We start from the raw sequence: 3,528 nt of genomic DNA, 5'->3' as shown, positions 1-3,528 counted from the left end.
TTCCAACGTAGGGTTTTCCTGCGTGGGATTCTCCAACGTTGGATTTTCCAATGTAGGTGAAACCGATGCAGGAACAGGCTGCGGCAGCTCGAAGATCACATAGTCTGCACCGCGCAGCCGTCCTTTCTCGTCCCGTTCTCTGGAACGCTGGATGTAGCCTGCCTGTTCCAGTTCCCGGATAGCCTGCCGTATCGCGTCTATGCTTTCCCGGTTGATACGGGCCAGCCCTTGCAGGGTGTAGTCCCAATCTTCCGGCAGGGAGAGCATTTGGGAGAGTAAGCCCTTGGCTTTCAGGGACAAGGCCCGGTTCCGCAGATGGTGGTTTGACATGACCGTGTAGCCGCTGTTCTTTTCTACCCGAAAAACTGCCATTTCACGGATGCCTCCTTTCGTTGCAAACAAAAAAAGCAGCGTCCATTTGCTCCCGGTGATGGGAGAAGTGAACGCTGCGTGTACTTGATAATTTTTAGGTTGTGTGGTATATAAAAGGCAACTGTTTTTTCAATACAGCCGCCCATCGGGGTGCGATACAAGCAAATTGCTATCCGACGACCTCAAAAACAAATTGTACTACGATGGTTTTTGAAAAGTCCTGTATCACTACTCGCACCAAACCATGAAAATCCGAACCTTTTCTCGATAGGAGAAGGGTTCGGATTGTTTATTTTATTTTGATAACTAAGCACATCTGATTCACAAAAAAATATTGCTGTTATTTCTCCAAAAGGGTACAATAATTTAAAGGGGAGTAAAGGAAAGGAGTATTGCGATGAAATTAGTAAGAGTAGAATTTACAAAGTTGTTTGGATATTTTGACTATTCCATTGATTTCCATGATACAGTTACAATTCTTCATGGCTTAAATGGCTGTGGGAAGACTACAATGTTGCAAACCATAAATGCTGTATTTAATAAGGAAATGGATACTATTAAGTCCACTGACCTTCAATCTGTAAGCTTTTTCTTTTCGACTGGAGCTATTCTTAAAATCGATCGCAAGAAAATCTATTTAGATCCTGAAAAAGAGAAAGCAACAGGAATAATATATCTTGCATACTCGATTATTGAGAATGGAAAAGAAACTGTTTTCGATTCTTTTGAAAACACTGATGAATACCAAGATATCGTTAAAAGATTTTTGAAAGGATACCGTCCATTCCCATTTCTAGAACGCATAAACGAATCTACATGGTATGATAGAAAGCGTGAAACAAAGCTTAATTTGGAGGAAGTTATTGCTGAATATGGAACTATCATATTTAGACGATATAGTAGAGAATATCTTGAAGATGATATTCCACAACCCGTTCAAGATATTCTTGCTTCTATGGATGTTAGGTTGATTGCGGCTGACAGATTAACGGTAGCAAAGCGTGTTGAGCGTCAATATGGGGAAGATAACATAAAGATAGAACGCCGTGTAAATCTTATTGCAAAAGATCTTTCACAAAAAATCCGGGACACGATTCAGCAATATGCTCAACTTTCACAGGCTAAGGATAGAACTTTTCCGCTTCGGGCTATAAAGCAAAGCTCTCCCCTGACTGTTGATGAAATTAAAAGCAAAATGATAGAGCTTGAATCGAAACGTAAGGAATTTGTTGATACTGGAATCTTGGAAGAGGAACAAGATGATATTGGAATTCATGATTTACTAGATGCAATTACCGAAAGCAATCGCCAAAACCTTTCGTTATATGCGATCGACACTGAAGAAAAATTAAATGCGTTGTCCAGTTTGTCTTCTTCAATCAATCTTTTCCGCAATCTAATTGATAAGAATTTCAACAATAAAAGGATTGTATTTAATAAAGATTATGGCTTTCGGTTCGTAGCAACCTACTCTGATTCTACCATCTTACCGCAAAGCTTGTCTTCGGGTGAACAGCATGAATTGGTTATGTTTTATGATCTGATTTTTAATGCATCAGAAAACACTTTGATTTTAATTGACGAACCTGAACTATCCTTGCATATAAAATGGCAGCTTGATTATGTTGATGAATTATTGCAAATTATCAGTGCAACGAAGTTTTCCGCAGTTCTGGCAACTCATTCACCACAAATTATTCATGATAAATGGGATTTAACGGTATCCTTGTCTGAATAAAGTGAATGTTATGCAGAAATATATAGATGAATATACATTACTTGCGGAAGCAAAAATGATGTATCAGGATTGTCACGAAAGCTATATCTTGGTTGAAGGGAAAACAGATAAAATTTTTTTCACTGTACTAATGGGTAGCCAATCTAACATTCGTTTCCGCCCAGTTAGCGGCTGGGAACGAGTACATAAGACTATTCTATTGGCCCAAAAGGAGGGATTTAAAAATATTTTAGGAATTATAGACAAAGATTTTCATGTCCTTTTACAGGATGGCATTACAGAAAATGATCAACTATTCTTTACTGACAGTAACGATATCGAAATGATGTTATTCAATTCTGTGTCGTTAGAAAAATTTTTGAACATCCATGGTGATGAGAATAAACTGAAAGTAGGAGAAAGTCCTCGAGATCGCATATTAAATGCAGGCTCTTATATAGGCGCACTACGGATGGTCTCATTATCTAATCGCTATAATTTGCGTTTCGATGGGTTTGAATGCAAAGACTTTATTGATAGAAATACACTTGTTCCTGATGCCAAGAAACTCATAAGGAAAATTACTCAAAGGACAACATCAAACGGAACCAGTGTTTCTGTGGCAGAAGAAATTCTAGAAGGTCAAGCAAATGAGTTCGTGAGAGCATATTGTCCTCATGATTTATGCAACGGACATGATGTATTCGACATCCTCGGATTTGCTATGACAAAATGCTTTGCATCATTGCCGGCCAATCAATATAATCCAGATACTATATTTGGATATTTGTTAATGGGCTATTCTAATAACGAATTTCTTGAAACTCAATTATACAATAAACTTACTATGTGGATACAATCAAACGTATAGCGCATATTACAAATTAGGTAAAAAGGCGGTGTGATATTTATTATTAGCACACCGCCTTTTTACCGGTTCACTCTACCTTTTCTTGTTCAGCTATTTCTTTGCCTTTGGTTGTCCACAATTTGAATTCTCTCTGCCCTTCCTCACTCTCATAGAAGGCCAGAATGTCTGGCAGGATGCAACAGGCAATGGCCTCGATCTGATGTTGTGGAATGGTTGTGTTATTGATCAGTTTTTTCCTTCGGCTCAAAGAATCCCTCCGTCCGGTCTGTCAGCTTCAAGTTACTGGTCACATTGCTGCTGTCAATCCGTCGGAGGCTTTGCGCCTTCTACCATACTCCTTCAAATTCCGTTACAAAATCCCACATCCCCTTTCTTTCCATTCCGGGTGAACTAAAAGAGAGCAAGCATAGGGAGTGTGGCCACACTCCCGTAAAATCTCCGTTTTCGGCCTGCTGCCGGAGCGGAGATTTTTCTTGTTGCTAAGAACTTTAGTGAAGAAAAACCACCAGCTCCGCTGGTGGAATAAAAACGGCTTTAGCCCTAGACAAAGAGAAACCTCCCCGTAGAA

5 protein-coding genes are annotated in these 3,528 nt (G+C 39.4%); 2 read left to right on the top strand and 3 right to left on the bottom strand.

From position 1 onward, the window contains the following. Positions 1-372: helix-turn-helix domain-containing protein (locus J3353_RS15735; RefSeq protein ID WP_242701011.1), on the bottom strand; the 372-nt coding region annotated here is incomplete at its 3' end. Positions 373-769: 397 nt separating this feature from the next. Here J3353_RS15735 and J3353_RS15730 point away from each other — a divergent pair. Both J3353_RS15730 and J3353_RS15725 read left to right on the top strand, forming a co-directional pair. Continuing rightward, a complete protein-coding gene (locus tag J3353_RS15730) occupies positions 770-2,110 on the top strand; it encodes an AAA family ATPase (protein ID WP_156072362.1) in 1,341 nt (446 codons plus the stop codon). A 10-nt stretch (positions 2,111-2,120) separates the two neighbouring features. Continuing rightward, positions 2,121-2,960, top strand: a complete 840-nt coding sequence (locus tag J3353_RS15725; protein ID WP_156072359.1) for a DUF4435 domain-containing protein — start codon at positions 2,121-2,123, stop codon at positions 2,958-2,960. A 67-nt stretch (positions 2,961-3,027) separates the two neighbouring features. On the opposite strand, the gene J3353_RS15720 is transcribed toward J3353_RS15725, so the two are convergent. Together J3353_RS15720 and J3353_RS15715 are read right to left on the bottom strand one after the other, a co-directional pair. Further along, positions 3,028-3,207 (bottom strand): hypothetical protein, encoded by a 180-nt coding sequence (locus J3353_RS15720; protein WP_156072356.1) that lies wholly within the window; start codon positions 3,205-3,207, stop codon positions 3,028-3,030. A gap of 102 nt (positions 3,208-3,309) precedes the next feature. After that, a partial coding sequence (locus J3353_RS15715) for a hypothetical protein (protein ID WP_207685213.1) occupies positions 3,310-3,528 on the bottom strand: 219 nt, incomplete at its 5' end.

This window comes from Faecalibacterium sp. Marseille-Q4137 (assembly GCF_017377535.1).
In the GTDB taxonomy this organism is placed as follows: Bacteria; Bacillota; Clostridia; order Oscillospirales; family Ruminococcaceae; genus Faecalibacterium; species Faecalibacterium duncaniae.
This window is presented reverse-complemented; position numbering and strand designations above follow the sequence as displayed.

Excerpts from the sequence above, each read along its gene's own strand:
- J3353_RS15730 (WP_156072362.1), top strand. The coding sequence starts at position 770 with ATGAAATTAGTAAGAGTAGAATTTACAAAGTTGTTTGGATATTTTGAC.
- J3353_RS15725 (WP_156072359.1), top strand. The coding sequence starts at position 2,121 with ATGCAGAAATATATAGATGAATATACATTACTTGCGGAAGCAAAAATG.